21 protein-coding genes are annotated in these 23,598 nt (G+C 66.3%); 8 read left to right on the forward strand and 13 right to left on the reverse strand.

Going from position 1 to position 23,598, the window contains the following annotated elements; translation table 11 throughout:
* Window positions 1-182: 182 nt before the first annotated feature.
* From VSO01S_RS15415 to VSO01S_RS15430, 4 genes are read right to left on the reverse strand one after another with little or no spacing between them, the layout of a single operon-like run.
* Complete coding sequence (locus tag VSO01S_RS15415; protein WP_068643700.1) at window positions 183-971, reverse strand: SDR family oxidoreductase; 789 nt, start codon at window positions 969-971, stop codon at window positions 183-185.
* Complete coding sequence (gene lptC / locus VSO01S_RS15420) at window positions 968-1,597, reverse strand: LPS export ABC transporter periplasmic protein LptC (protein WP_068643727.1); 630 nt, start codon at window positions 1,595-1,597, stop codon at window positions 968-970. The genes VSO01S_RS15415 and lptC overlap by 4 nt, the downstream gene beginning before the upstream one ends.
* Window positions 1,598-1,602: 5 nt before the next feature.
* On the reverse strand, window positions 1,603-2,154 hold the full coding sequence (locus VSO01S_RS15425; protein WP_068643701.1) for a KdsC family phosphatase: 552 nt from the start codon (window positions 2,152-2,154) through the stop codon (window positions 1,603-1,605).
* Between the two features lies 1 nt (window position 2,155).
* Window positions 2,156-3,160: a KpsF/GutQ family sugar-phosphate isomerase gene (locus tag VSO01S_RS15430; RefSeq protein ID WP_068643702.1), complete on the reverse strand. Its 1,005-nt coding sequence runs from the start codon at window positions 3,158-3,160 to the stop codon at window positions 2,156-2,158.
* Between the two features lie 108 nt (window positions 3,161-3,268).
* On the opposite strand from VSO01S_RS15430, the gene VSO01S_RS15435 reads away from it, so the two are divergent.
* Complete coding sequence (locus VSO01S_RS15435; RefSeq protein WP_068643703.1) at window positions 3,269-5,254, forward strand: monovalent cation:proton antiporter family protein; 1,986 nt, start codon at window positions 3,269-3,271, stop codon at window positions 5,252-5,254.
* Window positions 5,255-5,288: 34 nt separating this feature from the next.
* Here VSO01S_RS15435 and VSO01S_RS15440 read toward each other — a convergent pair whose 3' ends face one another.
* The 7 genes from VSO01S_RS15440 to rpmH form a co-directional block, all read right to left on the reverse strand.
* Window positions 5,289-6,074, reverse strand: a complete 786-nt coding sequence (locus tag VSO01S_RS15440; RefSeq protein WP_068643704.1) for a hypothetical protein — start codon at window positions 6,072-6,074, stop codon at window positions 5,289-5,291.
* A gap of 13 nt (window positions 6,075-6,087) precedes the next feature.
* Complete coding sequence (locus tag VSO01S_RS15445; RefSeq protein WP_068643705.1) at window positions 6,088-6,555, reverse strand: Crp/Fnr family transcriptional regulator; 468 nt, start codon at window positions 6,553-6,555, stop codon at window positions 6,088-6,090.
* 100 nt (window positions 6,556-6,655) lie between these two features.
* A complete protein-coding gene (gene mnmE, locus VSO01S_RS15450; protein ID WP_068643706.1) occupies window positions 6,656-8,071 on the reverse strand; it encodes a tRNA uridine-5-carboxymethylaminomethyl(34) synthesis GTPase MnmE in 1,416 nt (471 codons plus the stop codon).
* 68 nt (window positions 8,072-8,139) lie between these two features.
* On the reverse strand, window positions 8,140-9,912 hold the full coding sequence (gene yidC / locus VSO01S_RS15455) for a membrane protein insertase YidC (RefSeq protein ID WP_068643707.1): 1,773 nt from the start codon (window positions 9,910-9,912) through the stop codon (window positions 8,140-8,142).
* Window positions 9,909-10,229: a membrane protein insertion efficiency factor YidD gene (yidD, locus tag VSO01S_RS15460; RefSeq protein ID WP_068643708.1), complete on the reverse strand. Its 321-nt coding sequence runs from the start codon at window positions 10,227-10,229 to the stop codon at window positions 9,909-9,911. The genes yidC and yidD overlap by 4 nt, the downstream gene beginning before the upstream one ends.
* Window positions 10,226-10,636, reverse strand: coding sequence for a ribonuclease P protein component (locus tag VSO01S_RS15465; protein ID WP_068643728.1), 411 nt, complete (start codon window positions 10,634-10,636; stop codon window positions 10,226-10,228). The genes yidD and VSO01S_RS15465 overlap by 4 nt, the downstream gene beginning before the upstream one ends.
* A gap of 95 nt (window positions 10,637-10,731) precedes the next feature.
* Window positions 10,732-10,866, reverse strand: a complete 135-nt coding sequence (gene rpmH, locus VSO01S_RS15470; protein ID WP_007834827.1) for a 50S ribosomal protein L34 — start codon at window positions 10,864-10,866, stop codon at window positions 10,732-10,734.
* Between the two features lie 371 nt (window positions 10,867-11,237).
* On the opposite strand from rpmH, the gene dnaA reads away from it, so the two are divergent.
* The 3 genes from dnaA to gyrB all read left to right on the forward strand — a co-directional run bounded on the left by dnaA (window position 11,238) and on the right by gyrB (window position 16,704).
* Complete coding sequence (dnaA, locus tag VSO01S_RS15475) at window positions 11,238-12,617, forward strand: chromosomal replication initiator protein DnaA (RefSeq protein WP_068643709.1); 1,380 nt, start codon at window positions 11,238-11,240, stop codon at window positions 12,615-12,617.
* Window positions 12,618-12,762: 145 nt separating this feature from the next.
* Window positions 12,763-13,869: a DNA polymerase III subunit beta gene (gene dnaN / locus VSO01S_RS15480; RefSeq protein ID WP_068643710.1), complete on the forward strand. Its 1,107-nt coding sequence runs from the start codon at window positions 12,763-12,765 to the stop codon at window positions 13,867-13,869.
* Window positions 13,870-14,079: 210 nt separating this feature from the next.
* A complete protein-coding gene (gene gyrB / locus VSO01S_RS15485; protein ID WP_068643711.1) occupies window positions 14,080-16,704 on the forward strand; it encodes a DNA topoisomerase (ATP-hydrolyzing) subunit B in 2,625 nt (874 codons plus the stop codon).
* A gap of 39 nt (window positions 16,705-16,743) precedes the next feature.
* Here gyrB and norR read toward each other — a convergent pair whose 3' ends face one another.
* A complete protein-coding gene (gene norR / locus VSO01S_RS15490; protein ID WP_068643712.1) occupies window positions 16,744-18,339 on the reverse strand; it encodes a nitric oxide reductase transcriptional regulator NorR in 1,596 nt (531 codons plus the stop codon).
* A gap of 167 nt (window positions 18,340-18,506) precedes the next feature.
* On the opposite strand from norR, the gene hmpA reads away from it, so the two are divergent.
* The 4 genes from hmpA to VSO01S_RS15505 all read left to right on the forward strand — a co-directional run bounded on the left by hmpA (window position 18,507) and on the right by VSO01S_RS15505 (window position 22,548).
* Window positions 18,507-19,682: an NO-inducible flavohemoprotein gene (hmpA, locus tag VSO01S_RS15495; protein WP_068643713.1), complete on the forward strand. Its 1,176-nt coding sequence runs from the start codon at window positions 18,507-18,509 to the stop codon at window positions 19,680-19,682.
* An 810-nt stretch (window positions 19,683-20,492) separates the two neighbouring features.
* Complete coding sequence (locus tag VSO01S_RS15500; protein ID WP_161944448.1) at window positions 20,493-20,921, forward strand: hypothetical protein; 429 nt, start codon at window positions 20,493-20,495, stop codon at window positions 20,919-20,921.
* A gap of 94 nt (window positions 20,922-21,015) precedes the next feature.
* Window positions 21,016-21,351, forward strand: coding sequence for a hypothetical protein (locus VSO01S_RS27160; RefSeq protein ID WP_153305273.1), 336 nt, complete (start codon window positions 21,016-21,018; stop codon window positions 21,349-21,351).
* A gap of 24 nt (window positions 21,352-21,375) precedes the next feature.
* Window positions 21,376-22,548 carry a metallophosphoesterase gene (locus tag VSO01S_RS15505; RefSeq protein WP_068643715.1) on the forward strand — a complete coding sequence of 391 codons (1,173 nt, stop codon included), beginning with the start codon at window positions 21,376-21,378 and terminating at the stop codon, window positions 22,546-22,548.
* 31 nt (window positions 22,549-22,579) lie between these two features.
* On the opposite strand, the gene VSO01S_RS15510 is transcribed toward VSO01S_RS15505, so the two are convergent.
* Entirely contained in the window at window positions 22,580-23,569 is a 990-nt protein-coding gene (locus tag VSO01S_RS15510) for a lysylphosphatidylglycerol synthase domain-containing protein (protein WP_068643716.1), read from the reverse strand.
* Window positions 23,570-23,598: the final 29 nt, after the last annotated feature.

Consider the following 23,598-nt stretch of genomic DNA (forward strand, 5'->3'; position numbering starts at 1 on the left):
GCAGCGGTGGTGGTGGTGGCGACGGCGGTTTCCGCAGCCCCTACGGCGCCGGCCCGCGTGGCGGCGGCGGTGGTGGCCGTGGCGGCTACGGCGGCGGCAACGGTGGCAACAGCGGCTACTGATCCCCTCAGGAATAGCAAAGGGCTCCCTCGGGAGCCCTTTTTCTTTGGTCGATCAGCATCCTATTGCTCGCCCCGCCGCTTCTTGCGCCCGCGCCCCTGCACACCCCAGTCGAACACGGCATTGGGCAGCACGCGCAGCAGCTTGGCGACCACGCCCATCTGCCAGGGAATGACGCGGTAGCTGCTGCCAGCGTCGATGGCACGGTAGGCCCTCTCGGCAAATTCCGCCGGCTGCAGAAGAAAGGGCATGCCGTAGCGATTGCCCTGGGTGAGCGGCGTATCCACGTAACCCGGACACAGGGTGACGACCTTGACGCCGCTGGCGCGCAATTCACCGCGCAGGCTTTCGCAGTAGCTGACCACGCCTGCCTTGCTCGCACAGTACGCACCGTGCCCGGGCAAGCCGCGAATGGCGGCCACGCTGCCGATGCCCACCAGCCGGCCGCTGCCGCGTGTGCGCATCGGTCCGACGAAAGGGTGGAAGGTGGCGGCCAGTCCCAGGTTGTTGATCGCGAAGGTCTGTGCCATCACGTCGAGGTCTTCGAACTGCTCCGAGTCCATGCCGATGCTGACGCCGGCATTGGCGATCACCACGTCGGGCACGCCTTGCTGTTCGATGCAGGCGCGGCCGGCCGACACGATGCTGTCGACCTGCGCGACATCGGCGCCGTAGATCCGGAAGCGGTCGGGGTCGAGCGCGTGCGCCGAAGCCCAGGCCTCGATTTCTGCGGTACGGCGCGCGCTCAATGCCAGCCGGTAGCCGGCCGCGTAGTAGCGCGCCGCCAAGGCCTGGCCAATGCCGCTGGAAGCGCCAGTGATGAATACCAGCGGCGCCTTCGCGGCGCTCATGGCTTCCCGGCGGCGGGCTGCGCCGGCTGGATCACGCCTCGGACGCGACCTGTGAGATTGGCCACGCCGGAAATCTTGTCGTAGTCCATGCTGTCGGCGGTGAACCGGTCATCGCCGCGCGTCAGGATGACCGGCTTGTTGGAGGTCACGCGTTCGGTGTCGGTGTAGGCGTGCAGGAACTCGCCCCGGAATTCCAGGCGCGGAAATTCCTCGCCATTGGCACCGCGGGCCGCGTCGCGAACCACGATGGCATTGCCGAACAACTGCACTTCGCTGGCGTCGCCATTGGACAGCCCGCGGTTGGCGGTCGCATGCGTCACCAGCCCGCTCGGGGAGACCGTGCGCACGCGCACCTCGTCGACTTCCAGCGTGTCGTTGTCGGGATAGTGCCGGCCCTCCTTGCCGCGCAGCTCGCTGCGCAGCTCTCCATCGGAATAGAAGCGCTTGATCACGAAGCTGCGCATGAAATAGTCGGGGTCGTGGGTCACCGGCACGGGCGGCTTGGGCTCCATCAGCCGCGGCGCGTTGCGCACGAGCCAGTAGGTCCCCAATGCCAGTGCCGCGGCCAGGATGATCGGCAGGTAGATCGTGACGCGATCGAAGCCGATGCGCAGCCAATGCAGCAGACGGCTCAAACCAGCGGCCCCCGCGCGGCATCGAGCATGCGGCAATAGTGCCCGCCAGCAGTGAGCAGCAGATCGCAGAACTCGCGCGCTGCACCCTCGCCGCCGCGCGCATGCGTCACGTGGTGTGCGATCGCTCGCACTTCGACGTGCGCATTGGGTGGGGCCACCGCCAGCGCGACGCGGGCGAGCACAGGCAGGTCAGGCCAGTCGTCCCCGATGGCTGCGGCCTGGGCCCAGTCGAGGCCCAGTTGCGCGAGCAGCGCCTGGGCCGCAGGAAGCTTGTCTTCCGTGCCGTAGCGGACGTGTTCGAGTCCGAGCGCCTCCAGCCGCACGCGCAGCGGCTTGGAATCGCGCCCGGTGATCACCACCGGCGTGATGCCGGCGCGGCGCAGCAGCTTGAGCCCATAGCCGTCCAGGATGGAAAAGCGCTTGAGCGTCTCGCCGTGCTCGCTGAAATACACGCCGCCGTCGGTCAGCACGCCGTCGACGTCGAAGAAAGCCACGCGCAGGTCTTGCGCACGCAGCAGGGTTTCGGCCGGGAAGGTCTGCACCGCCATCTCAGATGACCTTGGCGCGCATCAGATCGTTCGTGTTCAGGGCGCCGACGATCCTGCCCTCCCCATCCACCACGAACAGGCGGGTGATGCCGTGCTGCTCCATGAGTTCGGCCGCTTCCACCGCCAGCGCCTCGACGCGGATGGTGCGCGGGCCGCGGTGCATCACGTCCTGGGCACGGGCCGTGCGCAGGTCCACGCCGGCCTCGATCAGGCGGCGCAGGTCGCCGTCGGTGAAGATGCCGGTGGCACGGCCATCGGGCTCGATTACCGCAGCGGCGCCGAAGCCGCCGGTGCTCATGGCGCGCATCAGCTCGCTCACGTTGGCATCCGGCTTGGCCAGCGGAATCTGGTCGCCCGAGCGCATCACGTCGCTCACGTGGGTGAGCAGCTTGCGGCCCAGGGCGCCGCCGGGGTGCGATCGGGCAAAGTCCTCCGTGCCGAAGCCGCGCGCATCCAGCAGCGCCACGGCCAGTGCGTCGCCCAGCGCCATCTGCGCCGTGGTGCTCGCCGTGGGCGCGAGGTTGAGCGGGCACGCCTCTTTCTCGACGCTGCTGTCGAGCACGACATCGGCGTGCTGGGCCAGCGTGGAATCGGCACGCCCGGTCATGGCGATGAGCGGCACGCCCTGCCGCTTGACCACCGGCAGGATGGTGGTGAGTTCCTCGACCTCGCCGCTGTTGGAGATGCCCAGCACGAGGTCGACCGCCTTGATCATGCCCAGGTCGCCGTGGCTGGCCTCGGCGGGGTGCACGAACATGGCCGGCGTGCCGGTCGATGCCAGCGTGGCGGCGATCTTGCGCCCGACATGGCCGCTCTTGCCCATGCCCATGACCACCACGCGCCCGCGCACGGCGAGGATTCTTTGCACCGCCTCGACAAAGCTGGCGCCAACGCGCGTCTTCAGGCCCAGCACGGCCTGCCCCTCGATGTCGAAGGTGGCGCGGGCGCGGGCCAGCATGGCTTCAGGGTCGAGGGCCGGGGGGGTGTTGGGCGTGGGGGTGCTCATCGCAAGGGATTTTAGGCGCGAGCCATGTTTGCGCCCGTGCTTCGGGCTTGGCGGTTTCTGGTACAGATCCCGGGCGAATTCACTCATGCCGTCGAATAGGATCGGACCATGTCTTCCTTCGACCTCACGCTGTTGTACCTGCTTGCCGCGGTCATCGGCGTGGTGGCCTGCCGCTCCCTGAAGCTGCCGCCCATGCTGGGCTACCTGGCGGCAGGCGTGCTGATCGGCCCGCATGCGCTGGCGCTGGCGCAGAACTCGGAAGCCATCCGCCACCTGGGCGAGTTCGGCGTGGTGTTCCTCATGTTCGCCATCGGGCTGGAGTTCAACCTGCCCAAGCTTCGGGCGATGCGCCGGCATGTGTTCGGCCTGGGACTGCTGCAGGTGGTCCTGACCATCTTGGTCGCCACCGCCGGCGCCTTGCTGCTGGCCCGGCTGCTGCCGCCGCATTGGCGCTTTTCCTGGCAGACGGCGGTGGCGTTGTCGGGTGCATTGGCCATGAGCAGCACCGCCATCGTCGTCAAACTGATGGCCGAGCGGCTGGAACTGGAGAGCGAGCACGGCAAGCGCGTGATGGGCGTGCTGCTGTTCCAGGACCTGGCGGTGGTGCCGCTGCTGGTGCTCATCCCCGCACTGGGCGCACCGCCGGAGTTGCTGCTCAAGGCGCTGAGCTTCGCGCTGCTGAAGGCCGGCGTGCTGGTCACGCTGCTGCTCTTCGGCGGCCCCCGGGTCATGCGCTGGTGGCTCACGCTGGTGGCGCGCCGGCGCAGCGAAGAGCTGTTCATGCTCAACCTGCTGCTCATTACCCTGGGCCTGGCCTGGCTGACCGAACTGGCGGGCCTGAGCCTGGCGCTGGGTGCCTTCATCGCCGGCATGCTGGTGTCCGAGACCGAGTTCAAGCACCAGGTGGAAACCGACATCCGCCCCTTCCACGACGTGCTGCTGGGCCTGTTCTTCATCACCATCGGCATGTCGCTGGACTGGCACGTCGTGGTCGAGCGCTGGCGACTGGTGGGCGTGCTGCTGATCCTGCCGCTGGCCTTCAAGCTGGGGCTGGTCACCCTGCTGGCGCGCGGGCTGGGCGCCACCGCGGGCGTCTCGCTTCGCACGGGCCTGTACCTCGCGCAGGCCGGGGAGTTCGGCTTCGTGCTGCTGAGCCTGGCCGGGCAGGGCAGCCTCATGCCTGAATGGCTGGTCAACCCGGTGCTGGCGTCGATGGTGGTGTCGATGCTCGCCACGCCATTCATCGTGCTGTACAGCAACACCATCGTGCGCAAGCTGGTGGCCAGCGACTGGCTCCACCAGTCCCTGCAGATGACCACCATCGCGCGCAAGACCATCAACACGACCCAGCACGTGATCATTTGCGGCTACGGCCGCTGCGGGCAGAACCTGGCGCGCATCCTCGAGCGCGAAGGCATTCCCTACATGGCGCTGGACCTGGATCCGGACCGCGTGCGCCAGGCGACCGCCGCCGGCGACTCCGTGGTGTTCGGCGACGCCGCACGGCTGCAGGCCTTGATGGCGGCCGGCCTGGCACGCGCCAGCGCCGTCGTGGTGACCTACCTGGACATCCCCGGTGCGCTCAAGGTGCTTGCCAACGCACGCGCCCACGCGCCGCAGGTGCCGGTGATCGTGCGCACGCAGGACGACCGCGACCTCGAAAGGCTCCAGGCCGCGGGCGCCGCCGAAGTGGTGCCAGAAGCCATCGAGGGCTCCCTGATGCTGGCCAGCCATGCGCTGGCGCTGGTCGGCGTTCCCATGCGCCGGGTGATTCGCGTGGTGCAGGACCAGCGCGATGCCCGCTACAACCTGCTTCGCGGCTACTTCCACGGCGCCGACGACGACAACGCGGACGAGATCGATCACGAGCGCTTCAACAGCTTTACCCTGAGCGCGGGCGCGAGCGCCATTGGCAATACCGTCTCGACGCTGGATCTGGCCGCCATGGGCGTGCGGGTGGCCAGCCTGCGGCGGCGCAACGGCCAGCGCTGCGAATTGGCCGACGACACGCGCCTGGAAGACGGCGACACACTGGTGTTGTCGGGCAAGCCGGCTGCCCTGGCCGTGGCCATCGACCGGTTGCAAAAGGGCTGACGCGGGCTCTGCCCCGCCAGGTGGGCCGGCCGGCTCAGCCGGCCATCGTCGGGTTGCGCTTTTCCTCTTCGATGCGCTGCTGCTGCCGCACCGCCTCGCACTGCGGATGGCGGGCCACCTCCGGGCGAGCGCATTGTTCGGCCATGCACTGGGCGCGCGCGATGAAGTTGCGGCCGGCGCAGCTTTCCTGCGGCGTGGGAACCCGCGCCGGTGCCGGCGCAGGGATGGGCGGGGGCGGCGCAGCCTCGACGGCCACCGGTGCGGGCAAGGACGGCGCCTGCTTCTTGGCTGCAGGCTTGCGCGGCTGGGGGCTTGCGGGTGCCGCTGCTTCAGCCGTGGGTGCGGGCCCCGGCGCAGCCCCGGCCGGCTCCTGCAACACGGAATGCTCCGCGGTGTCTGCCGTCGTCGGCGTCGTCGCGGCCGGCCCAGGGACGTCGGTCACGGCCGGCGGGGAGCCTTCAACCGCGGCCGGTTGATGATTGGCCGGAGCATCCGGCACGGGTGCAGTCGGCCGGGCGATCTCCTGTCCCTTGTTTCGATGGCCCCACCAGGACGCGGCCAGCACCAGCAGAACGACGCCGAGGCCGAGCCCCACGATCCAGCGCCCATTGCCGATGCGCGCTCGCGGCGGTGCAGGCATCGGCCGCAACTCCTCATGCGCTTTCGCCGGCCGAGCGGGCGCGGGCGGCCAGGCTGCCTCGTCGGCAGGCGCAGCCGATGCGGCCTGCGGCCAGGCCTGGGCGATCTTGCGGCCGCAGCCCTTGCAGAACTTGGCCGCGTCGCGGTTTTCGGCGCTGCAGGTGCCGCACAGTACGGTCACGGCGCCTCGCCCCTCACGTCACGGCAACGCGCTTGGGCTTGTTCACCATGCGCTTGGCAATGACCGAACCCAGGGCGAGCGTAATTTCCAGCGCCAGCGCAGGTTGGCGATTGGCCATTTCCGAGAAGCGGATCGAGGTCATGCGCCAAAGCAGGGTGGGGCCGGTCGCGATGACATTGGCAGAACGCGGCAGCCTCGAGAAGAAAGCGCCTTCACCCACCACCGAACCGGCGTTGAGAATCGCCAACTGCATCTGTCCGGAAGAATGGATGACATGCACGCTCAGCGTGCCCTTCTCGATGAAGTAGACCGTGCGGTCCTGCGCGCCCTGGTCGATCACGATCTGCCCTGGCGGCACGTCCAGCGGCTGCAGGTAGGTGGCCAGCATCTCCCATTGCTGGGCGCTCAGCGAGGGCGCAAATGCGTCATAGCTGGTGTTTTGCGAGATCGCGCGACACAGGTCCTGGATCGTGGAGGGCATACGGAGAAATTCCTGGCGAGATCCCGCAGTATGAGCGAATGCAGAGCAAATTGCTCACAAATGCAACAGAAGTAACCGGAATGTGGTATTTGCCGGGCCCCTATTTGCCGATGCAGAAGCGCGAAAAGATCACACCAAGCAGATCGTCGGCCCCGAACTCGCCAGTGATCTCGTTGAGGGCCGATTGCGCCAGCCGCAACTCCTCGGCCAGAAGATCCAGTCGCTGGTCCTGCATTGCCAGGTGCTCGGCCGCCAGCGCCAGGTGTTCCCCGACCCGCGCCAGCGCCTGCACGTGGCGCGCACGGGCCAGGTAGACGCCCTCGGGCACGGATTGCCAGCCGGCCAGCTCCAGCAGCTTGTCGCGCAGCGCCTCCAGGCCCTGCCCATTCTTGGCCGAGAGCGAAATGCCCTCGCGGGCGGGCAGGAGCTGGTCGGCCGATACGGCATCGCTCTTGTTCCAGATATGCAACACCGGGACGCTGACAGGCAGCTTGGTGGCCAGCAGGCCGGCGATGGCGGCATCGCCCTCGGCGTAGTCGGGCGCGTCGACCCGCGTGAGGTCATGCAGGAAGAGGATGGCGTCCGCGCCCTCGATCTGGCCCCAGGCGCGCGCAATGCCGATCTGCTCGACCTCGTCGCTGCTCTCGCGCAGGCCGGCGGTGTCCGCCACGTGCACCGGCACCCCGTGGATCTGGATGGTCTGCGCCACCACATCGCGGGTGGTGCCCGCCACGCTGCTCACGATGGCCAGCTCCGCGCCCGCCAGGGCGTTGAGCAGCGAGCTCTTGCCCGCATTCGGCTGGCCGGCAATCACCACCTTGATGCCTTCGCGCAGCAGCGCCCCCTGGCGCGCGCGCCGCTGGACGGCCTCGAGCATGCCGCGCAGCCTGACCAGCTGGCCGTCGGCATCGGCCTTTTGCAGGAAGTCGATTTCCTCTTCCGGGAAGTCCAGCGTGGCCTCGACCAGCATGCGCAGGTGGATCAGCGCATCGCGCAGGGTGTGGATCTCGCGTGAGAATTCGCCCGACAAGGACCGGCTGGCGCTGCGCGCCGCGGCCTCGGTGCTCGCATCGATCAGATCGGCGATGGCCTCGGCCTGCGCCAGGTCCATCTTGCCGTTGAGGAAGGCGCGCTGGCTGAACTCGCCGGGCTGCGCCACCCGCAGGCCGGGCAGGCACTCGGCGCTCGTGACGGGATCGCGTTCGGCCGCAGCCTCCAGGCAGCGTGCCACCAGCAGCTGCAGCACCACCGGGCCACCATGCGCCTGCAGCTCCAGCACGTCTTCGCCGGTGAAGGAATGAGGGGCCGGGAAGTGAATGGCCAGGCCGTGGTCCACTGCGCCGCCGGAGCCGTCGAGGAAGGGCAGGTAATGCGCCTCGCGCGGGCGCAGGCTGCGGCCGCACAGGGCCTGCACCAGGGGCGACAGGCTGCGGCCCGACACGCGCACGATGCCCACTGCCCCGCGTCCGGGCGCGGTGGCGATGGCGACGATGGGATCGGAATTGCGCACGAGCATGGGAAAGCCTTTTTAGCAAAAAGGGCCGCGAAGCGGCCCTTGATGTCTGACTGCGCGAACGCGCCTGTTTATTTCTTCTTGGGGTCGCCCAGGACACCCAGGCGCTTGTTGATCACGTACTGCTGCAGGATCGACAGCGCGTTGTTGGTGATCCAGTACAGCACCAGGCCGGCCGGGAAGAAGATGAACATCACGCTGAAGGCCAGCGGCATGATCCACATCAGCTTGGCCTGCATCGGATCGGGCGGCGTGGGGTTCAGCCAGGTCTGGATCAGCGAGGTGGCCGTCATGATCACCGGCAGGATGAACCAGGGATCGGGTGCCGACAGGTCCTTGATCCACAGGATCCAGGGTGCGTGGCGCATTTCCACCGACGACAGCAGCACCCAGTACAGCGCGATGAACACCGGAATCTGGATCAGGATGGGGAAGCAGCCACCCATCGGGTTGACCTTTTCCTCGCGGTAGATGCGCATCATCTCCTGCTGCATTTCCTGCGGCTTGTCCTTCAGCCGCTCGCGCATCTCCATGATCTTGGGATTGATCGCCTTCATCTTGGCCATGCTGGCGTACGCCTTGGCATTGAGCCAGTAGAAAGCGGCCTTCAGCAGCACCACCAGCGCCACGATGGCCCAGCCCCAGTTGCCCAGGAAGTTGTGCAGCTGGTCGAGCAGCCAGTACAGCGGCTTGGAAATGATGGCGAAGATGCCGTAGTCCTTGACCAGGTCCAGGCCCGGCGCCAGCGCCTCGAGCTTCTTTTCTTCCTCGGGGCCGGCGAACAGGTTGCTGTCCAGCGTCTGGGTCGCGCCCGGCGCCACCTGCGGCAGATGCAGCACCATGGCGGCCGAGTAGAGGTTGTTGCCCAGGTCGGCCACGCGGAACTCGCGCTTGACCTTTTCGCTGCCCGGCACATTGAGCAGCCAGGCCGATGCGAAGTAGTGCTGCACCATGGCCACCCAGCCGTTGTCGGCCGCCGGCGGCATCTCGGCCTTCTTCTTGGCGATGTCCTCGAAGCTGACCTTGTGGAACTTCTTCTCTTCCGTGTAGAAGGCCGGGCCGGTGAAGGTGTTGGTGCCGAACATGGTGGTGCCGGGCACCGTGCCGTGGCGCACCAGCTGCAGGTACAGCTGCACGTCGCGCGGCTGGTCGCCCACGTTCACCACCTGGTGCTTCACCTGGATGGAATAGTCGCCGCGCTTGAAGACGTAGGTCTTGACGTATTTCAGGCCGCCCTGCGGCTCGGATTCGAAAGTGACTTCGAGCACGTCCTTGCCGTCGGCCAGGGCCAGCGGGCCGTCCTTCAGGCGCATCGGGGTCAGGTGCGTGGGAAAGTGCGGACCCTTGTCATCGGGATTGAGCAGGCCGGTCTGCGCCACGTAGCGCGTGGCCGGCGAGCCGTCTTCCATCAGGGTGACGGGCCGGACCTCGTCGGGGGGCGTCGGCTGGCCGATGAGGCGCTTGAACCATTCCACCAGGCCGTGCTGGCTGGTCTGGTCCAGGTACTGCGACAGCTCCAGGCGAGCCAGGGTGCCGCCGTCGCTGTTGATCACCGCCTTGAACACATCCGTCTTCACCTCGACCTTCAGGCTGGCCGGCGCGGGCGCGGCCTGCGCCGGGACACCGGACGCTGCAGTCGACGAGGCGCCGCCGGCTGCCGCCGCCGGCACGCCGTTGCTTGCTGCTTCCGGCGCCACCGGCTGCTTCTTGGCATCTTCATGCGCAACCTGGGCCGAAGGCATGAAGGTCGGCTTGCGGCCGTTGTAGACCTGCCACTGGTCCCACAGCAACACCAGCGAGAAACCAAAGATCACCCAGAGGATGGTTCGGCGGATATCGTTCATGGAGAAGACTTCTTGTCGGAAGAGAGAAAAGAGAACAGCGCACCCGCAGCAGGCGTGCCGTCCCCGGCCTTGGCAGGGACCGGGTCATGGCCACCGTCGCACCACGGGTGGCAACGCGACAGGCGGCGCAAGGTGAGATAGCTGCCATGCACGGCGCCGTGCGTTTGCAGCGCCTCGATGGAATAGACGGAGCAGGTCGGCTCGAACCGGCAGGCCGAGCCCAGCCACGGGCTCAGCAGAAGGCGATAGCCCTTGACCAGGAAGACGAGCGCGCGTGCCGCAGGCGAAAGCGGGGCGGCGTCGGGCGGCGCGTTCATGACGCGGCCCCCTGCCGGGCGCCCAGGCGCTCGAACAATTGCTGCAGCTCGGCGCGCACTGCGGACTTGAGCGCGGCAGAACTGGCGCTCGGAAAAGCCTTGCGATCAAAGCCTGCGCGCAGGCGCACCACATAAGCGGCCCGGGGCAGGGCAGCGTCGAAGCTGGCGCTCACGTTGTAGATCTGGCGCTTGATGGCATTGCGGGTGACGGCGCGGCGGGCCCAGCGCTTGGGCACCATCGCGCCGAGCCAGGTGGCCGCCGGCTCGAACAAGGCAGCAGGCGGCTTGTCACCGGCGCGCGCAGGCGCCTCGAGTGCACATCGGTGCAACGCGAAGTGAGGGGTGCGCGCCACGGTGGAGCCTGCAAGAACAGCCTGGAACTGCGCGCGGGACTGGAGCCGCTGCATGGAATCCGGGCGCAGGTCAACCGACGACTGCAGCGAAGCCGGCAAGCTGCCAGTGATCGGTGCGCCGGCGCGGCGAAAAGTCCCGGCGGGCTCGCTCAGACGGCCAGGCGCTTGCGGCCCTTGGCGCGGCGAGCGTTGATGACGGCGCGGCCGCCGCGGGTCTTCATGCGGACCAGAAAGCCGTGGGTACGGGCGCGGCGAACTTTGGATGCTTGATACGTGCGTTTCATGATGACTTTCCTGAATGTGCCTTGGCGACGGCCCCTTCAGTTCGCTCTGAAAAACGCGAAACCGCACGGACGCCCTGCCAAATCTGCTGGCTCTTTTTCGCAGCCCCTGCACTCCCGAAAGCCTGAGGCGCCGGGTACACAAGTGCGCAGAACTGCGCGGCCATTTGGTCATGGCCGAAAGGGGAACCCGCGATTATCGCAAACATTTGCCGGGCCGGCAATTTCTGGGCGGCGCCCTCAGTCTTTTCCCGTACCCCGCAGCGGTGTGGATAAGGTTTTGACAAGTTAGAATGCCAGGCGCATGGCGCAAGCAACTATCCACATACCAAGAACGAAAATGACCGAGGGACGAACCCTGATTCCGCGCGCCCATGTCCAGTGACGGTATCGGCGACAGCCTGTGGCAGGCCTGCGTCGACCAGCTCGCGCAAGAACTGTCCGAACAGCAGTTCAACACCTGGATCAAGCCGCTGACCGCACAGGTCGCGGACGACCTCTCGCGCGTCACTGTCTTCGTTGCCAACCGCTTCAAGCTCGACTGGATCCGCGCCCAGTACGCCGGCAAGATTGCCGCCCTGGCCGAAAAGCTCTACGGCCAGCCCGTGGCCATTGAGTTAGCGCTCGCTCCTCGTGAAGCGCCCGTACGGCCTGCGCCCGTGGTGGCCATGGTCGAAACTGACGTGCCCCGGGAAGTGGGCGGCCTGGGCGAAGAGCCGGTGGCCGCCGGCTTCAAGAACCGGCTGAACGCGAGCCTCACCTTCGACAACCTGGTGGAAGGCACGGCCAACCGCATGGCGCGCGCCGCGGCCATGCACGTGGCCGGCATGCCCGGGCATCTGTACAACCCGCTGTTCATCTACGGCGGCGTCGGCCTGGGCAAGACCCACCTGATGCATGCTGTGGGCAACCGCCTGCTCGCGGACCGGCCCGATGCCAAGGTTCTCTACATCCACGCCGAGCAGTTCGTCTCGGATGTGGTCAAAGCCTACCAGCGCAAGACCTTCGACGAGTTCAAGGAGCGCTATCACTCGCTCGACCTGCTGCTGATCGACGACGTGCAGTTCTTCGCCAACAAGGACCGCACGCAGGAAGAATTCTTCAACGCCTTCGAAGCCCTGCTGGCCAAGAAGTCGCACATCGTGATGACCAGCGACACCTATCCCAAGGGTCTGGCGGACATCCACGAGCGGCTCGTGTCGCGCTTCGATTCCGGTCTCACGGTAGCCATCGAGCCGCCCGAGCTGGAAATGCGCGTGGCCATTCTGATCAACAAGGCACGCGCCGAGGGCGCCGAGATGCCCGAGGAAGTAGCCTTCTTCGTGGCCAAGAACGTGCGATCCAACGTGCGCGAGCTCGAAGGCGCGCTGCGCAAGATCCTGGCCTATTCGCGCTTCAACCAGAAAGAAATTTCCATCGTGCTGGCGCGCGAGGCGCTGCGCGACCTGCTCTCCATTCAGAATCGGCAGATCTCGGTGGAAAACATCCAGAAGACGGTGGCCGACTACTACAAGATCAAGGTCGCCGACATGTACAGCAAGAAGCGCCCGGCCTCCATTGCGCGGCCGCGCCAGATTGCCATGTACCTGGCCAAGGAACTCACGCAGAAGAGCCTGCCCGAGATCGGCGAGCTGTTCGGGGGGCGCGACCACACCACCGTGCTGCATGCCGTTCGCAAGATTTCGGGCGAACGCCAGCAGCTGACCGAACTCAACCAGCAGCTGCACGTGCTCGAGCAGACGCTCAAGGGCTGATGCCGCAAGGCCCGCTCGACATGCGCCTGCCCCGCTCGTGCGCTACGGTGGCCTGTTGTTGGAATGAAACCGGTTGGCGTGGCAGCGGCCGCTTCGACATTGAATCGAATCTGAAGAAGAAACCGAAGGAAGAGAAGAGGTACACATGATCGTCCTGAAGGCAACACAAGACAAAATCCTGGCCGCTCTGCAGTCGGTGGCGGGCATCGTGGAGCGTCGACATACGCTGCCGATCCTGGCCAATGTGCTGATCCGCAAGGCCGGCGGCCAGATCCAGCTGACCACCAGCGACCTGGAGATCCAGATCCGCACCTCGGCCGAGCTGGGCGGCGACGAGGGCTCCTTCACCACCACCGTGGGCGCGCGCAAGCTGGTCGACATCCTTCGCACCATGCCGGCCGATCAGACGGTGAGCCTCGAATCCAGCCAGAACAAGCTGGTGCTCAAGGGCGGCAAGAGCCGCTTCACGCTGCAGAGCCTGCCCGCCGAAGACTTCCCGCTGGTGCAGGAATCGGCCAACTTCGGCCCGGCCTTCAGCGTGCCGCAGAAGGTGCTCAAGGACCTGCTCTCGCAGGTGTCCTTTGCCATGGCGGTGCACGACATCCGCTACTACCTCAACGGCATCTTGTTCGTGGCAGAAGGCAAGCAGCTGAGCCTGGTGGCCACCGACGGCCACCGCCTGGCCTTCGCTTCCGCCACGCTCGACGTGGAAGTGCCCCGGCAGGAAGTGATCCTGCCGCGCAAGACGGTGCTGGAAATGCAGCGCCTCCTGTCCGACGCCGAGGGCGCCATCGAGATGCAGTTCGCGAACAACCAGGCCAAGTTCAGCTTCGGCGGCATGGAGTTCGTCACCAAGCTGGTGGAGGGCAAGTTCCCCGACTACAACCGCGTGATCCCCAAGGGCCACAAGAACACCGTCACCCTGGGCCGCGCGCCGCTGCTGGCCAGCCTGCAGCGCACCGCCATCCTCACGTCCGAAAAGTTCAAGGGCGTGCGCCTGAACATCGAGCCGGGCACCTTGCGCATCGCCTCCAACAATGCCGAGCAGGAAGAGGCGCAGGACGAGCTCGACATCGACTACGGCGGCGACACCATCGAGATCGGCTTCAACGTGAGCTACCTCATCGAGGCGCTGGCCAACATGAGCCAGGACATGGTGCGCATCGACCTGGCGGATTCCAACAGCTCCGCGCTGGTCACCATCCCCGAAAACGCGAACTTCAAGTACGTCGTGATGCCGATGCGAATTTAGGCTCACCCCCAGCCTTGCCCACTTCGTGTGGCTTCTGCACCCCCTTCCAGGGGGCAACACCTGCGGCCCCGGCAAAGCCGGTTCCGCGGTGTTTCACGAATTGGCCAGGCTTCGCCGGCCCCTGGAAGGGCTGGACCCTCGCCCGACCGATCAGGGCGACATCAGTGTATGAAGGCAGCAAGTGCTAGCCAGAGAGTTTGAGGAAATTTGATGAGCAGCGAAGAAATCAAGCCGGAAGCACCGCACACCGAGCCGGTCTACGAGGCTGATATCGACAGCGCCATTCCCGTGGAAATCACGCCGCCTTCGGCCGACTCCTACGGCGAGGGCTCGATCACCATCCTCGAAGGCCTGGAGGCGGTGCGCAAGCGCCCCGGCATGTACATCGGCGACACCTCCGACGGCACCGGCCTGCACCACCTGGTGTTCGAGGTGGTGGACAACTCCATCGACGAGGCACTGGCCGGTTTCTGCGACGACATCGTCGTGACCATCCACACCGACAACTCGATCTCGGTGGTGGACAACGGCCGCGGCATTCCCACCGGCGTGAAGATGGACGACAAGCACGAGCCCAAGCGCTCGGCGGCCGAGATCGCGCTGACCGAACTGCACGCCGGCGGCAAGTTCAACCAGAACAGCTACAAGGTCTCGGGCGGCCTGCACGGCGTGGGCGTGTCCTGCGTGAATGCGCTGTCGAAGATGCTGCGCCTCACGGTGCGCCGCGAAGGCAAGGTCCACCTGCTGGAGTTCAGCCGCGGCTTCGTGCAGAACCGCATCGTCGAGAAAGATGCCAACGGCATCGAGATCTCGCCGATGAAGATCACCGGCGAGACGGAAAAGCGCGGCACCGAGGTGCACTTCCTGCCGGACACCGAGATCTTCAAGGAAAACAACGACTTCCATTACGAGATCCTCAGCAAGCGCCTGCGCGAACTCAGCTTCCTGAACAACGGGGTGCGCATCCGCCTGGTGGATGAGCGCAGCGGCAAGGAAGACGACTTTTCCGGCGCCGGCGGCGTGCGCGGCTTCGTGGAATTCATCAACAAGGGCAAGCAGGTGCTGCACCCGAACGTGTTCTACGCCTCGGGCGAGCGGCCGGCCGACACCTACGGCGGCATCCCGGGCACGCACATCGGCGTGGAAGTGGCCATGCAATGGAACTCGGGCTACAACGAGCAGGTGCTGTGCTTCACCAACAACATTCCGCAGCGTGACGGCGGCACCCACCTGACCGGCCTGCGCGCCGCGATGACGCGGATCATCAACAAGTACATCGAAGAGAACGAATTGGCCAAGAAGGCCAAGGTCGAAGTCACCGGCGACGACATGCGCGAAGGCCTGTGCTGCGTGCTGAGCGTGAAGGTGCCCGAGCCCAAGTTCTCCAGCCAGACCAAGGACAAGCTGGTGTCCAGCGAGGTGCGCGCGCCGGTGGAAGACATCGTCGGGCGCCTGCTGGCCGACTACCTGCAGGAGCGCCCGCAGGACGCCAAGATCATCTGCGGCAAGATCGTCGAGGCCGCCAAGGCCCGCGAAGCCGCGCGCAAGGCCCGCGAAATGACGCGCCGCAAGGGCGTGCTCGACGGCATGGGCCTGCCGGGCAAGCTGGCCGACTGCCAGGAGAAGGACCCGGCCCTGTGCGAGGTCTACCTGGTGGAGGGCGACTCCGCCGGCGGCTCGGCCAAGCAGGGCCGCGACCGGAAGTTCCAGGCCATCCTGCCGCTGCGCGGCAAGATCCTGAACGTGGAAAAGGCGCGCTACGAGAAGCTGCTCACCAGCAACGAAATCCTCACCATGATCACCGCCCTGGGCACCGGCATCGGCCGGGCCAACGACAGCGGCGTGGCAGGGGCCGACGACTTCGACGTGAGCAAGCTGCGCTACCACCGCATCATCATCATGACCGACGCGGACGTGGACGGCGCGCACATCCGCACGCTGCTGCTGACCTTCTTCTACCGCCAGATGCCCGAGCTGGTGGAGCGCGGCCACATCTACATCGCGCAGCCGCCGCTGTACAAGGTGAAGGTGGGTAAGGAAGAGCAATACCTGAAGGACGCGGCCGCCCTCGATGCCTTCCTGCTGAAGGTGGCGCTGAAGGACGCGAGCATTTCCACCGGCGGCGCCAAACCCAACGTCATCACCGGCGAGACCCTGGCCGAACTGGCACGCAAGCACCAGCTGGCCGAGGCGGTCATCGCCCGCCTGGGCGGCTTCATGGATGCCGAGGCGCTGCGCGCCATTGCCGATGGCGTGGCCATCGACCTGGACAGCACCGCATCGGCCGAAGCCTCCGCCGTGGCGCTGCAGAACAAGCTGCGCGAGCTCAACACCACCGGCGTGCCGGCCGAAGTGGCGAGCGAGTTCGATGCCCGCACCGACAAGCCGCTCTTGCGCATCAGCCGGCGCCACCACGGCAACATCAAGAGCAGCGTGCTCACGCAGGACTTCGTGCACGGCGCCGACTACGCTGCGTTGGCCGAGGCGGCCAACACCTTCCGCAACCTGCTGGCCGAAGACGCCGTGGTGCGCCGCGGCGAGGGCGAGAAGGCCAGGGAAGAGAAGGTCGGCGACTTCCGCCAGGCCATGCGATGGCTGCTGGGCGAGGCCGAGCGCGCCACCGCGCGCCAGCGCTACAAGGGCCTGGGCGAGATGAACCCCGAGCAGCTGTGGGAAACCACCATGGACCCGAACGTCCGCCGCCTGCTGAAGGTGCAGATCGACGACGCCATCGAGGCCGATCGCGTGTTCACCATGCTGATGGGCGACGAGGTGGAACCGCGCCGCGAGTTCATCGAGACTAACGCGCTGCGCGCGGCCAATATCGACGTGTGAGCGGCGACGGACGCTGAGGGCGCAAGAAGGCCCAAGCCCTCAGCGAAGCACGCCGCGCTGGCGTGCTTCGTAAAGCCCCAGCCGCTTCGCCAGCCGGATCAGGTTGGCCCGGTCCATCTGCAGTTCGCGCGCCGCGCCGGCCCAGTTGCCGTGGTGGCGTTCCATGGCTTCCCGCACCAGCCGGTGCTCCAAGGACTGCACGGCATCGCGCAGGCTGCCTCTCGTGGGCGAGTCCACCTGTTCGGCGGACGTTGCCGTGGCGTCCTTTGACGGTGCCGGTGCCTGCCCGGTACCGGCATCCAGCGCAAGGTCGGTCGCCGTCACCGTCAGGATCCGCGGCCTCGGCTGCTGGCGGCCCAGGGCCTTGAGCACGCTGCGCCCGATCAGGTGCTCGAGCTCGCGCACATTGCCCGGCCAGTCGTACGCCAGCAAGGCGGCTTGCGCGTCGGCATCCAGGCGCACGCTGCCCAGGCCCAGGCGCGACCGGTTCTCTTCCAGGAAGCGTCCGGCCAACAGCAGCACATCGCGGCCGCGTTCGCGCAGCGGCGGCACCCGAAGCGGATAGACACTCAGGCGGTGATAGATGTCGGCACGCAACCGGCCGGCACGGACCTCTGCCGCCAGGTCACGGTTGGTCGCCACGATCAGGCGCACATCGACGTGATGCTCCACGTCGGAGCCGGGGCGCTGCACCTGCCCGCTCTGCAGCACGCGCAGCAGCTTGGCCTGTGCAGGCAGCGGCAGCTCGCCGACCTCGTCCAGGAACAAGGTGCCGCCATCGGCCAGCTCGAACTTGCCTTGCCGGTCGCTCACGGCGCCGGTGAACGCGCCGCGGACGTGGCCGAACAGTTCGCTTTCCACCAGCGCGTCGGGCAGGGCGGCGCAGTTGATGCTGACCATGGGCCGGTCCGCCCGGCCGGAATGCGCGTGCAGCGCCTGCGCCACCAGCTCCTTGCCGACGCCGGTCTCCCCCGTGACCAGGACCGTGAGGTCGCTCGGCGCCACCAGGTCTATGTCCTTTTGCATGCGCTTGATCGCTGAGCTGTGTCCCAGAAGCTCGCGCACAGGCGTTGCCGCGGCCAGCTTGTACGACTCGGCCCGCTGGCGTTCGCTCTGCGCCAGGTTCGCCAGGCGGTTGATGCGCATCGCCGCACTCACCGTGGCGCCGGCCAGGCTGCCGAAGGCCTGGAGGATGTCCAGGTGCGCTTCGGAAAAACTGCCGTGCGTGAGTGAATCCAGGGTGAGCAGGCCCCAGGGCTGCCCTTCGACCTGGAGCGTGCAGCCCATGCAGTCATGCACCTCCAGTTCGCCGTGCACGCCTTCCACCAGGCCGTCGTACGGATCGGGCAGATCGCTGTCGGGCGCGAATCGCCACGGGCGGCCGGCCTCCAGAAGCACCCGGAATCGCGGGTGCTCCGACACTTTGAAGCGCCGGCCCAGGGTGTCGCGGCTCAGGCCGTCGATGGCCAAGGGCAGGAGGCTGTCGCCTTCGAGCCGAAGCAGTGCGGCCGCATCACATGGAAAGAGCCCCCGCAGGGCGTTCAACAGCCGGCGATAACGCTCGGACTCGGCAATTTCCTGCTGAAGGTCGTCGACCAGCGGCACCAGGGCGCGCAGCCATTCCGAAGTTGTCAATTGCACATGAATTCGAGTCACTTAGACTCGACCAATTTGTGTGTCGATTCGACATTCTCCGCGCTAACCGATTGATCTATATAGAACATGGAATTGGCATGGCTGTTGCACTGCAATAACGTTGGCAGACCGAGACCAACGCCTCTATCCAAGGAAGGAACCCCACCGTGCTGACCGAATCGCAACGCGCCATCGTCAAGGCGACCGTCCCCCTGCTCGAGACCGGCGGGGAAGCGCTGACCACCCACTTCTACCGGATCATGCTGGCCGAGTATCCGCAGGTGCGCCCCCTGTTCAACCAGGCGCACCAGGCCAGCGGCGACCAGCCCCGCGCGCTGGCCAACAGCGTGCTGATGTACGCGAAGAACATCGACCGCCTGGAAGGCCTGGGAAATCTGCCGGCGCAGATCATCAACAAGCACGTCTCGCTGCAGGTGCTGCCCGAGCACTATCCGATCGTGGGGGCCTGCCTGCTGCGCGCCATCCGCGAAGTGCTCGGCGCGCAAATCGCCACCGATGAGGTGCTGGCCGCCTGGGGCGCCGCCTACCAGCAGCTGGCCGACATCCTGATCGGCGCCGAAGAGCAGGCCTATCGCGCCAACGAAGAGCAAACCGGCGGCTGGCGCGGCGCGCGCGCCTTCCGTGTGGCACGCAAGGTGCGGGAGAGCAGCGAAATCACTTCGTTCTACCTCACCCCGGTCGACGGCCAGACGGTGGTGGCGCATCAACCGGGCCAGTACATCGGCCTGCGCCTGTCGATCGACGGGCAGGAGCAGCGCCGCAACTACTCGCTCTCGGCCGGCGCCAACGGACGCGACCTGCGCATCAGCGTCAAGCGTGAAGCCGACGGCCTGGTCTCGCGCCACCTGCACGACAACATCGGCGAAGGCGATGTGCTGGATGTATTCCCGCCGGCCGGTGCATTCACCCTGCAGCCGGGCGACAAGCCGCTGGTACTGATCAGCGGCGGCGTCGGCATCACGCCCACGCTGGCCATGCTCGGCGAGGCGCTGAAGAAGAACGACCGCCCCGTCCACTTCATCCACTGCGCCCGCAACAAGGCAGCGCATGCCTTCCGCGACACGGTCGACACGCTGGCCGCCCAGCACCCGCAGCTGCAACGCTTCTACTGTTACGAACAAGCCGACGAAAGCGCAGACGGCGTCGGCCTGATCGACCAGGAACGGCTGGCCGAATGGCTGCCCGCCACCCGCGACCTGGATGCCTACTTCCTGGGCCCGAAGCCCTTCATGGCCGTGGTCAAGCGCAGCCTCAAGGCCCTGGGCGTGCCGGAGGCCCAGGCGCGCTACGAATTCTTCGGACCTGCCGCAGCCCTCAACTGACGCGACTGCAAAAACCGGCGCAACCGCATCCAGTGGTGATGCGGTTGCGCTTTTTTTCGGGCGCTCGAGTTTTCTCCCCACAAATTCTGGGCAAGTCTGTGAACAACTCTCGGACTACTATGTAAGACGCGTGCAAGTCGTTGATTTTTAATGAGAAACAACATTCTGCTTAATTTCTAAGCACGCGGATTTACGCACCGAAATTCCCCTTTACCGCCTCCGTCACGCCCTGTCAAAGCACAACTCTGGGGACAGTTTTCGCACAAGAGGACGCTTGTCCACAGGCCGGGCGGTGCGGTCCATCTTGTTCCCTGTGGCGAAGCATTTGCGAAGCAGGGCTGCGCACAGTGGTCGAGGCACGCCAAGTCCTTGAAATCACTGGAAAAAGTCGATATTTCCACAGGCAGGCGCGACCCTTACTACTACTACTAATTTGAAATAGAAGAATAAGAAGAGATAGCAAGAACAAACCTGCGCCGTGGACAGAATTTGCTGCTTTGGAAAAGCCCAACAGCTGTATGCCCGGCGCGCCGGCACAAGCAAGCGCGCTTTTCGCATACAGCTGTATGAGCCGAGCTCAGAATCCCTCGGGGGTTTGTCCTCTCGCTGCCGGCACTTGCATCGAGATACAACCGTGCCCTGCTTCACAGCGCTGAAACGGGCTGCGGGTGGAATGGGAGGGAGAACGCGCATCAGTCTTGCTTTGGACGGAGCACGGGCTTCCCGGATTGAATCGTTCAAGAGTTGAAACCGTCCATGAAAACTGCCAGTTCGCCAAGGCGCCAGTTCTGGCTGGCAATTCCTTTTTGCGTGCTTGCAGCGCACGCCAGCGCCGCGATGGTGAGCAATCCCCCCATCCGCATGGCACCCCAGGGCGTCGAATACATGTGCGGCGGAAGCGGGCAGGCCGAGGCCTCCTTCATGGAAACGGTGGCGCCGCGCTGGGCGGCCAGCTTCCAGTTCGCCATGAACCAGCCGGGTGATGCACCTGCGCGCGTCACCGGCGTGAAGCTGGTGGTCACCGATGCCTACAACGGCTACCAGGTGCTGGACGTGATGGCCGATGCGCCGCACCTGCTGGCGCGGCTCGCACCCGGCACCTACAAGGTCGAGGCCACGCTGGACGGCCTGACCCTGATCCAGCAGCTGACGGTGGTGAACGGCAGAGGCGCCAGGGCGACCTTCGTGTGGCCGTCGAACCTGTCCGCGCCGGAGCCGACGCAGGCTTCGCTGCGCTGAGCGCAGGGCTGCTTAAGGGCGAACTAAGGCGCCGGTCGCACAGTCCTCTCCGTGGCACCAGGGTGTGCCACGTTCCTCAGGAAAGGACTCGATCATGACCTTGCATCTGGCCCAGAAGAAGAATGCCGCCCGCGCCGGCAACGCGGTGCTCGACCAGGTGCATTCGGCCGGTCCGTACCTGATGGCGCGGCTCGACCCTGGGCGCTACACGGTCGAGGCCGTGCTGGCGGGCCAGAAGATCCAGCGCGAAATTTCAATCCGGGGCCCGGCACGTCGATCAAGAGCGTCTTCGAATGGCCGCAGGGCACCGACGCGCCCCTGGCCCGTTCCAGTTCCTGAACTGCGCGAGCGACGGGGTGATTCCAATCCAGCATTCGAGACTTGGCACCTTTCGGTGCAAGTTGTCGCCTGCGTCGCAAGCACGTTTTGATGCGCTGCAGCATACTCTGATGAAATGGCGTTTGTTCCGCTGACCCTCATCGTTGCATTGCTGCATGCGCTGCTCGCACTGCGGCTTCTGCCGGCGCTTGCCGAGCGCACGCCGGCATGGCCGTTGCTGGCGCTCGCGCTGGTGGTTTCGGTGGTCAGCATGCCCTTGCCCTTCCTCGCCCGCAGGCGCTGGCCCATCCCGGCCTGGCTGAAATGGGTCGGCCTGGTCAGCATGGGCTGGTTCTCCTCCCTTTTTGTCCTGAGCGTCTTGCGCGACGTGGTCCTGCTGGGCCACTGGCTGCTGGGCCCGTCAGGCGCGAACAGCGGCGCCGACGCCTGGCGCACCACGAGCGCGCTGCTGGTGCCCTTGCTGGCCACGCTGATCACCCTGGTGGGATATTTCAATGCACGGCGCACCGCCCGAGTGCGCCGGGTCGACATTCCGATTTCACGCCTGCCCAGCCAGCTGGCGGGCTTCACCATTGCGCAGCTGAGCGACATCCATGTCGGGCCGACGATCCGGGTGCGCTATATCGAGCGCATCGTCCATGCCGTCAACCGGCTGGGTGCGGACATGGTGGCGATCACGGGCGACCTGGTCGACGGTTCCGTGACCGAGTTGCGCACGCACGTGGCGCCGCTGGGCAAGCTGAAGGCACGGCATGGAACCTACGTGGTCACCGGCAACCACGAGTACTACGCCGGGGCCCATGCATGGGTCGACGAATTGCGCCGCCTGGGGCTTCACGTGCTGATGAACGAACACGTGGTACTGCAGACGCGCAACGTGAGCGGCGCGCAGACCGACGAGGAAGTGCACGAGAGCGCGCTGGTGGTGGCGGGCGTGACCGACTACACCGCCGGCCACTTCGACGACAGCCATGCCAGCGATCCGGAAGGCGCGGTTCGCGATGCACCGCCACAGGTGCACACCCGGGTGCTGCTGGCGCACCAGCCGCGCAGTGCCATCGCCGCGGCGCAGGCAGGCTACCAGCTGCAGCTGTCGGGCCACACGCACGGCGGCCAGTTCTTTCCGTGGAACCTGTTCGTGCCCTTGCAGCAGCCGTTCACCGCCGGCTTGCACCGCTTGCACGACATGTGGGTGTATGTGAGCCGCGGCACCGGCTACTGGGGGCCGCCCAAGCGTTTCGGTGCTCCGTCGGAAATCACGCTGCTTCGATTGGTCCAGGCCGTTTGACAGTGACAGTTTGACGAGCGGCGCCAGGGCGCTACACGTATCGCGTCTGATCATCGGCCTTGGCGCGCCCCACTCGCAGGCGCCGCGCCCGCATTTCGGTGACTGCATAGGCGACGGTGGCCAGCATCAGCGGCAGCAGGTAGTAGATGGCGCGGTAGGCGAGCAACGCCGCCAGCAGCCGGTCCTGCGCAATCCGATAGGACAAAAGGGCGACAAATACCGTCTCCAGCACGCCCAGGCCGCCCGGTATGCGCACGATCAGGGTGGCCACGGCGGAGGTCAGCAGGACGGCCAGGACGTGCGGATACGCCACGGCGCCCTGCAGCAGCACCCAGATCACCGCGCCCACGAGCGACCAGTTGACGCCGGAGACCAGCAACTGCAGCAGCGCCATGCGCACGCGCGGCGGCTCGATGCGATGCCCGCGCACAACCCAGCTTCGCTCATGGGCCCAGGCGCAGAAGAGGACATAGCTTGCGGCGATGGCCAATGCAATGCCTCCGACGATGCGCAGGCCGCCGCTGTCCAGCTTCCAGTCCGGCGGCAAGGCAGGAGGCCAGAAAAGGAACGCAATGCCCGCGGCCAGCAGGTAGCCGGTCCAGTTGGTGAGCAGGCTGAAACCGACGATGCGGGTGATGTCCTGTGCCTTCAGGCCCAGGCGCGAATACAGCCGGAAGCGAAAGCCGATGCCGCCCACCATCGAGCCCAGGTTGAGATTGAAGGCATAGCTGATGAAGGTGACGCCCATCACCGTGCCGGTACCCAGCGTGTGGTGGGTGAGATGGCGGCCCAGCAGGTCGTAGCTGCTGTAGATCGCATGGCTGCATGCAGCCACCGCCGTTGCGGCCAGGACGACGCGCACCGGCAGATCGCCCACGGCGTCGAGCACGGCCGACCAGTCGATGGTCCGGCCCTGCCGCACCAGCAAGGCAGCCACAGCCAGCAGGAAGACGAGCGCGGCGCCCCGCCTCGCCCAGGGCCACCAGGGGCGCTGCGTCAAAGGCACTGTTGCGGAACGCATCGGACTCTTTCGGCAGCTATGCCGAAAGC

The organism is Variovorax soli NBRC 106424 (assembly GCF_001591385.1).
GTDB lineage: Bacteria > Pseudomonadota > Gammaproteobacteria > Burkholderiales > Burkholderiaceae_C > Variovorax > Variovorax soli.

Excerpts from the sequence above, each read along its gene's own strand:
- VSO01S_RS15415 (WP_068643700.1), bottom strand. The coding sequence starts at position 971 with ATGAGCGCCGCGAAGGCGCCGCTGGTATTCATCACTGGCGCTTCCAGC.
- VSO01S_RS15425 (WP_068643701.1), bottom strand. The coding sequence starts at position 2,154 with ATGGCGGTGCAGACCTTCCCGGCCGAAACCCTGCTGCGTGCGCAAGAC.
- VSO01S_RS15430 (WP_068643702.1), bottom strand. The coding sequence starts at position 3,160 with ATGAGCACCCCCACGCCCAACACCCCCCCGGCCCTCGACCCTGAAGCC.
- VSO01S_RS15435 (WP_068643703.1), top strand. The coding sequence starts at position 3,269 with ATGTCTTCCTTCGACCTCACGCTGTTGTACCTGCTTGCCGCGGTCATC.
- VSO01S_RS15445 (WP_068643705.1), bottom strand. The coding sequence starts at position 6,555 with ATGCCCTCCACGATCCAGGACCTGTGTCGCGCGATCTCGCAAAACACC.
- mnmE (WP_068643706.1), bottom strand. The coding sequence starts at position 8,071 with ATGCTCGTGCGCAATTCCGATCCCATCGTCGCCATCGCCACCGCGCCC.
- yidC (WP_068643707.1), bottom strand. The coding sequence starts at position 9,912 with ATGAACGATATCCGCCGAACCATCCTCTGGGTGATCTTTGGTTTCTCG.
- yidD (WP_068643708.1), bottom strand. The coding sequence starts at position 10,229 with ATGAACGCGCCGCCCGACGCCGCCCCGCTTTCGCCTGCGGCACGCGCG.
- VSO01S_RS15465 (WP_068643728.1), bottom strand. The coding sequence starts at position 10,636 with ATGCAGCGGCTCCAGTCCCGCGCGCAGTTCCAGGCTGTTCTTGCAGGC.
- rpmH (WP_007834827.1), bottom strand. The coding sequence starts at position 10,866 with ATGAAACGCACGTATCAAGCATCCAAAGTTCGCCGCGCCCGTACCCAC.
- dnaA (WP_068643709.1), top strand. The coding sequence starts at position 11,238 with ATGTCCAGTGACGGTATCGGCGACAGCCTGTGGCAGGCCTGCGTCGAC.
- dnaN (WP_068643710.1), top strand. The coding sequence starts at position 12,763 with ATGATCGTCCTGAAGGCAACACAAGACAAAATCCTGGCCGCTCTGCAG.
- gyrB (WP_068643711.1), top strand. The coding sequence starts at position 14,080 with ATGAGCAGCGAAGAAATCAAGCCGGAAGCACCGCACACCGAGCCGGTC.
- VSO01S_RS27160 (WP_153305273.1), top strand. The coding sequence starts at position 21,016 with ATGACCTTGCATCTGGCCCAGAAGAAGAATGCCGCCCGCGCCGGCAAC.
- VSO01S_RS15505 (WP_068643715.1), top strand. The coding sequence starts at position 21,376 with ATGGCGTTTGTTCCGCTGACCCTCATCGTTGCATTGCTGCATGCGCTG.
- VSO01S_RS15510 (WP_068643716.1), bottom strand. The coding sequence starts at position 23,569 with ATGCGTTCCGCAACAGTGCCTTTGACGCAGCGCCCCTGGTGGCCCTGG.